Origin of the sequence: Pontibacillus marinus BH030004 = DSM 16465 (assembly GCF_000425225.1) — a bacterium.
Taxonomy (GTDB): Bacteria; Bacillota; Bacilli; order Bacillales; family BH030062; genus Pontibacillus; species Pontibacillus marinus.
On the sequence record NZ_AULJ01000089.1, the window covers coordinates 1 to 5,442 of the forward strand.

At 39.6% G+C, this 5,442-nt stretch carries 8 protein-coding genes and 1 other annotated feature; of the genes, 7 read left to right on the forward strand and 1 reads right to left on the reverse strand.

Features of this window, described 5'->3' with window-relative positions; all coding sequences use genetic code 11:
- The first annotated feature begins 425 nt into the window (after positions 1–425).
- Positions 426–554 (forward strand) — a sequence feature (ribosomal protein L20 leader region).
- Between the two features lie 88 nt (positions 555–642).
- The 5 genes from infC to H514_RS0115230 all read left to right on the forward strand — a co-directional run bounded on the left by infC (position 643) and on the right by H514_RS0115230 (position 2,847).
- Complete coding sequence (infC, locus tag H514_RS0115210) at positions 643–1,149, forward strand: translation initiation factor IF-3 (protein WP_027447730.1); 507 nt, start codon at positions 643–645, stop codon at positions 1,147–1,149.
- Between the two features lie 46 nt (positions 1,150–1,195).
- Positions 1,196–1,393 carry a 50S ribosomal protein L35 gene (rpmI, locus tag H514_RS0115215; protein WP_027447731.1) on the forward strand — a complete coding sequence of 66 codons (198 nt, stop codon included), beginning with the start codon at positions 1,196–1,198 and terminating at the stop codon, positions 1,391–1,393.
- Positions 1,394–1,440: 47 nt separating this feature from the next.
- On the forward strand, positions 1,441–1,797 hold the full coding sequence (gene rplT, locus H514_RS0115220; protein ID WP_027447732.1) for a 50S ribosomal protein L20: 357 nt from the start codon (positions 1,441–1,443) through the stop codon (positions 1,795–1,797).
- Between the two features lie 158 nt (positions 1,798–1,955).
- Entirely contained in the window at positions 1,956–2,237 is a 282-nt protein-coding gene (locus H514_RS0115225; RefSeq protein WP_036843890.1) for a DUF1294 domain-containing protein, read from the forward strand.
- Positions 2,238–2,274: 37 nt separating this feature from the next.
- A complete protein-coding gene (locus tag H514_RS0115230; RefSeq protein ID WP_027447734.1) occupies positions 2,275–2,847 on the forward strand; it encodes a TVP38/TMEM64 family protein in 573 nt (190 codons plus the stop codon).
- A gap of 28 nt (positions 2,848–2,875) precedes the next feature.
- Here H514_RS0115230 and H514_RS0115235 read toward each other — a convergent pair whose 3' ends face one another.
- Complete coding sequence (locus tag H514_RS0115235; protein ID WP_027447735.1) at positions 2,876–3,277, reverse strand: hypothetical protein; 402 nt, start codon at positions 3,275–3,277, stop codon at positions 2,876–2,878.
- 131 nt (positions 3,278–3,408) lie between these two features.
- Between H514_RS0115235 and H514_RS0115240 the strand changes: the two genes are divergently transcribed.
- Positions 3,409–3,900: a dUTP diphosphatase gene (locus H514_RS0115240; RefSeq protein WP_027447736.1), complete on the forward strand. Its 492-nt coding sequence runs from the start codon at positions 3,409–3,411 to the stop codon at positions 3,898–3,900.
- 71 nt (positions 3,901–3,971) lie between these two features.
- Positions 3,972–5,057 carry a M42 family metallopeptidase gene (locus H514_RS0115245; RefSeq protein ID WP_027447737.1) on the forward strand — a complete coding sequence of 362 codons (1,086 nt, stop codon included), beginning with the start codon at positions 3,972–3,974 and terminating at the stop codon, positions 5,055–5,057.
- Positions 5,058–5,442 lie beyond the last annotated feature (385 nt).

The following is a 5,442-nucleotide window of genomic DNA, read 5'->3' on the forward strand; positions in this document are numbered from 1 at the left end:
TAGGATTATACTACCTGGAATCAGAACATCCTCTCCAGAACTACGGCGGTTCCGTTAGTCTCCATTCGGCTAAGGTGGGCTGTGGAACGGGTTGACTCCAGCGGAAGAACGGAGTGACGAGACCCCGCAGAGAGCTTGCGAATGAGGAGGCTCGGCGCTTCGTCCGCAGGAAACCAACCCCCCCCACAGCCCGCCGCTCTCCACAAAAGCAACGGAACCATACGCCCTTTATCTCGATTTCAAGTCTTCAAGATAAGGGGGCTTTAATGAAATAAGTTTAATTCAGGTTTTTGCAAAATAGTTGTTGCGTTTCGAGCAGATTTCTTGTATTCTATAAAAGTCTTGTTTTTAAACGAAACAGAGCAAAACGATTTGACAGCCTAATGTATACGTGCTATTCTCGTATAGGTAAACAACATATTGTCTGAGACAAGTAGAAGCACCCGCTTCTCACCTGAATGACGTCCACAATGGGCAGTTACCAGGTACGATTTTTTCTGAACGTAATGGGAAACGTGTGGGTGCAGTCTGTGTACCGACACTTTTTTTGATTGTAGAAATTCCAGCAAGAAATTACAGCTTGTCAAGGACAGATATATTATTCTTAATTAACCTTGGAGGTGGCTGGTCATTAGCAAAGATATGATCGTCAATGAAAAGATTCGTGCTCGCGAAGTACGTCTCATTGATTCAAATGGAGACCAATTGGGTGTGAAATCCAAAAACGAAGCGTTAGACATCGCTGCAAACGCAAATCTTGATCTTGTAATGGTTGCTCCAAATGCGAAACCGCCTGTATGTCGTATTATGGACTACGGTAAATACCGTTTTGAGCAACAGAAGAAAGAAAAGGAACAGCGTAAGAATCAAAAAGTGATCAACGTGAAAGAAGTGCGTCTCAGCCCAGGAATTGAAGAACATGACTTCAATACGAAGCTACGTAATGCACGTAAGTTCTTAACAAAGGGCGATAAAGTGAAAGTTGCAGTTCGTTTCCGCGGACGCGCAATTACTCACAAAGAACTAGGCCAACAAGTTCTAGAACGTATGGCTGAAGAATGTAAAGACCTTTCCACAATCGAAACGAAACCGAAAATGGAAGGTCGTAACATGTTTATGATGCTTGCTCCAGTTAACGAAAAGCAATAGTTTTTTCAATGGAGTAGTAGATATTGTTCAAAGGAGGAAATGAATCATGCCAAAAATGAAAACTCATAAAGGTTCTCAGAAACGCTTTAGTCGTACAGGTAACGGAAAGGTGAAACGCTCTCACGCATTCACAAGTCACCTGTTCGCAAACAAATCTCAGAAGCAGAAGCGTAAACTTCGTAAGTCTACGCTAGTTTCAAAAGCAGACTACCGTCGTATCAAGAACATGCTTCCTAAGAAATAATCGACTCATTATAAATTAAGTAAAATGAAATTCAGGAGGGAACTATTATGGCACGTGTAAAAGGTGGAACAGTCACTCGCCAACGTCGTAAGCGCGTCTTAAAGCTTGCTAAAGGTTATTATGGTTCAAAACATGCTTTATTCAAAACAGCAAAACAACAGGTAATGAAATCCGGTCAGTATGCATACCGTGACCGTCGTCAGAAAAAACGTGATTTCCGTCGTCTGTGGATCGCACGTATTAACGCTGCGGCTCGTCAAAACGACATTTCTTACAGCCGTCTAATGCATGGTTTAAAGCAAGCTGGTATCGAAGTTAACCGTAAAATGCTTGCTGACATCGCGATTTCAGATGAAAAAGCATTCGCTGACCTAGCTCAACAAGCTAAAGCAGCACTTAAATAAGTGAACGGTAAAAAAGCCATTTTTCTTCTTACATGAGGGAAAGTGGCTTTTTGTTATGTTTTTAGATAATTTTCATGGTTTGTCCAAAAAACTACACAAAACGTGGTCATTTTCATTTATGCTATTCATAAAGATTAACCAGAATTGAGGTTTTACATATGAGTTTCAATTTAATTTTTATTGGATATTTTGTTGTGATTAACCTGATAGGCTTCATGCTGATGGGGATCGATAAAAAAAGAGCGAGAAACGAGAAGTGGCGTGTTCAGGAAAAAACGCTATGGATGGTAGCTTGGATCGGTGGGGCTTTAGGAAATTGGCTTGGTATGAGTTATTTTCGTCATAAAACAAAACATACAATGTTCACGATAGGAACTCCAATCGTTATGGTGTTACACATTGTTATTTACGTTGTCATAAAGGCTCGTCTCTTGTCATAAGAATAGAGTAGGCAAACTGTCCAAGGAGGGGGTTCACATGCAACAGCTAGGTGCCACGATTATGATGGTTTTAGAAACTAGCGGGTTTTTCGCACCCCTTTTATTTATTGGTTTTCACTTGCTTAGACCTTTGCTTTTTCTTCCTGTGGCGTTTATTTGTGTGTCAGGAGGGATTTTATTCGGAGCCGTTACAGGGTCTGTGTACTCCATTATAGGGGTGACTCTATCCAGTCTGATTTTTTATAAGATCAGTCAATGGATGCCAAAAACATTGAGGAAGCTTATGAACTTGAAACACCGATTGTTCGGAAAACATTCAGGGTTCTCAACAGGGCAAATTGCATTATTACGACTTGTACCTTTCATTCACTTTCACTTATTGTCACTTATGATCATTGAGATGACTACAGGGTTCAGAGATTATATGAAGACTTCATTCTATTCCAATATCCCTTTAGCAGTCGTATATACCTCTGTAGGACAATGGCTTTCTACATTATCTCCAATCATAATGGGGCCGCTTATTTTAGCGCTTCTACCTATTATTTACTTATTACGCAGAAAAGAAATTGTGATTAAATGGAATGATTTTTTTCAAACAGCAAAATAAAAAAGGGGTGGCGTCTGCCGTCCCTTTTTTAATCGTTTGTTTTTGAACTCGATAATATAAGCTGGTTAATAGGGTTCTTCCAATCAATTTCAGCATGGGGATAGTGGATGAGAATTTCTTTTTCGACAAAATATAAATCTTGTCGTTCAAATCCCTTTAGCTTATTAGGCTGCTTTGTCCAAACAGAAATGGAAACGACATCAAATGAGTTTTCAGTAGTGCCTAAATATTTTTCACCTTCAAACAAAACACCTTTATAGGTTAGTAAAAAGTTCTTTTTAACATTATCCGTATCATCTAAAAAATAAAATTGATTTTTCTCCTGTGCAAGCTCCAGCTTTCGCTTTGGGTTCATGATGTATTTATAAGCGGTATATAGTAATAAGATTATTGCAATAAAAATAAGTAAACGAAGTAAAATAACGATCATGGACATCGCCTCTCCTTGATTTGTATCTTTATATATGTAAGTACGTATCAAACTCAAAAATGTTTCAGGTTTTCTTCTATCATACCAAAACATGCTATAATCAGAAAAAAATATTTTTTAAGGAGCAAATTATGAACTGGGAACAGCTATTTGAAATGCAGCAAACATTAGATTCACGAATTGAAAACGAACATGGTTTAGAAAATGACGACTTATTTCAGAAAAAAGTACTTGCTCTTCTTGTTGAACTAGGTGAGTTAGCAAATGAGACTAGGTGTTTTAAGTTTTGGAGTCAAAAGCCAGCAAGTGATTCTGACATTATTTTAGAGGAGTATGTTGATGGACTTCACTTTATCATGTCATTAGGCTTAGAGAAAGGCTATAGATACGGTGAATCCACTACCTTTGGTTATGAAACGGTAGAAGAACTGACGTTAGCTTTTCAAGACGTTTATGGAAGGGTTCATTTGTTCCAAGAGGATCCATCGGATAAAAGATATAATGAATTGTTTTCATCTTTTCTTTTGTTAGGGGTAAAACTTGGATTTTCTGAAGAGGATATTCAGCGCGCTTATTTCGAAAAAAATGAAAAGAATCACCAGCGTCAGGAAGAAGGATATTAAGTAGGTTATTTTGTGAATTTTTTCAAAAAACGTTATAATCGGTTAGAGTTAACAATGGAGGAGGAAAAAGAATGCCGAAATGGGACGATACCCTGACAATGCTTAAAGATCTGACAGACGCAAAAGGGGTACCTGGAAATGAGAAAGAGATTCGTGATGTCGTAACGAATTACATATCACCTTATGCAGATGAGGTTTACACAGATAACTTAGGAAGCTTGGTTGCTAAACGTACAGGCCAGGAAGACGGTCCAAAAGTTATGATGGCGGGTCACCTAGATGAGATTGGATTTATGGTAACGCGTATTGATGATAATGGATTTTTATATTTTCAAAACTTAGGTGGATGGTGGACACAAGTTATGTTGGCACAACGCGTGACGATCATGACTGAAAAAGGTGATCTTACGGGTGTAATTGGATCAAAACCACCACATATCTTATCTGCTGAACAACGAAAGCAAGCAGTTGATATGAAGGAAATGTTTATTGATATTGGCGCATCTTCAAAAGAAGAGGCAGAAGGATTTGGTGTAAAACCTGGAGACTCTATTGTGCCTTATTTTGAGTTTACACAAATGCCTAATGAAAAAATGCTATTGGCAAAAGCATGGGACAACCGTATTGGATGTGCGATTACAATTGAAGCGATGCGTCGCTTAAAAGAGGAAGGTCATCCAAACGTGCTGTATGGTGTAAATACTGTACAGGAAGAGGTTCAACGTCGTGGGGCAAAAACATCAGCTCATATGATTGATCCAGATATCGGCTTTGCGGTAGATGTAGGAATTGCTGGAGACACACCTGGTGTTTCGGATAAAGATGCTGCAAGCAAAATGGGAGAAGGGCCTCAAATCATTTTATATGATGCGTCCATGATCTCACATAAAGGTTTACGTGATTACGTAATCGACACTGCTGAAAAAAATGACATCCCATATCAATTTGATGTTATTGGTGGAGGCGCAACAGACGCAGGATCAATCCACTTAACAGGTAATGGTGTACCGTCTCTTGTTATTACAGTTGCAACCCGTTATATCCACTCACACGCAGCTATGTTACACCGTGATGATTTCGAAAATGCAGTGAACTTATTTGTTGAAATCATTAAAGGTTTAGATGCTGACAAAGTAAAAGAAATTACATTCGATTAAATTCGAAAAGCCTATCATGTGATGTGATAGGCTTTTGTATTTAGCTTTTTCCACTTAAGCCCCCTATTGTGGAAAACTTGGGTTCGAGATAAAGTGCGTATGGTTCCGTTGCTTTTGTGGAGTGCGGCGGGCTGTGGAACGGGTTGCTTTCCTGCTGCCCCACACGACGTGGGGTAGTTCGGTGTTGCTACAGGAAGTAGCGGTTTTAACCGAACTTCATTGTTAACTTTAAAGCCTCCTCATTCGCAAGCTCTCTGCGGGGTCTCGTCACTCCGTTCTTCCGCTGGAGTCAACCCGTTCCACAGCCCACCTTGGCCGAATGGTGACTAACGGAACCACCGTAGTTCTGGGATGAGGTGTTCTAATTCCAGGTAGTATAATCCTA